This is a genomic window from Paracoccus sigandri (assembly GCF_003709565.1).
GTDB classification, from domain to species: Bacteria; Pseudomonadota; Alphaproteobacteria; order Rhodobacterales; family Rhodobacteraceae; genus Paracoccus; species Paracoccus siganidrum.
In genome coordinates, this window is the sequence record NZ_QNRC01000112.1 from 1 (window position 1) to 665 (window position 665).

Below are 665 nucleotides of genomic sequence, written 5' to 3' on the forward strand. Positions count from 1 at the left end.
TGGCGCGGCGGGCGCTTCACGCGGGCGCGAACGGCATCCTGAACAAGGATGCCTCGGCGCAGGAGATCCTGACCGCGCTGGACGAGGTGCTGCGCGGCGGCCACTATGTCGAGGGCCGCATCGCCACCCAGATCGCGCTGATGAACGTGCCCGGCAAGCGCAGCCCCGGCACCCGCCTGACGGCGCGCGAGGAAGAGATCCTGGGCCTGATCACCGAGGGCCTGGCCTATCGCGAGATCGCCGACCGCGCCTGCATCAGCTACAAGACCGTCTCGAATGTCAGCCTGGTGCTGCGCGAGAAGCTGGGCGCGACCAGCCTGGCGGACCTGGTGGTCAAGGGCATCCGCTATTTCGAGGGGATCTGACCCACCGGGCCAGGGAAGGTTTGCGCGTCCGAGGTCGGGGGAATTTCGGCCAGGAAGCGGAACAGCGCCTCGGTATCCAGGGGCTTCGGCATCAGCTCCAGCCCCATTTCGGCGCAGCTGTCGCGCAGGCTGGCGGAACGCTCGGCCGAGATGATGCGCGTCGGGCAGGCGCCGTGGCGGCGGTGCAGCGCGGCCGCAAGCTCCAGCCCGTTGGCGCCGTGATCCAGCTGATAGTCGATCAGCAGCGCATCCGGCGCGATCTCCATCTCCTCCAAGAGGGCGATGGCCTCGTCGGGGCCC

At 69.2% G+C, this 665-nt stretch carries 1 protein-coding gene and 1 pseudogene; one reads left to right on the forward strand and one right to left on the reverse strand.

What is annotated here, in order from left to right; translation table 11 throughout:
* Nucleotides 1-365 (forward strand): LuxR C-terminal-related transcriptional regulator (locus tag C9E82_RS23980; protein WP_147482389.1); only part of this gene is annotated, 365 nt, incomplete at its 5' end.
* On the opposite strand, the pseudogene C9E82_RS23985 reads toward C9E82_RS23980, so the two are convergent.
* A pseudogene (locus tag C9E82_RS23985) lies at nucleotides 347-665 on the reverse strand (hypothetical protein); the annotation flags it as partial. The gene C9E82_RS23980 and the pseudogene C9E82_RS23985 sit on opposite strands and share 19 nt — an antisense overlap.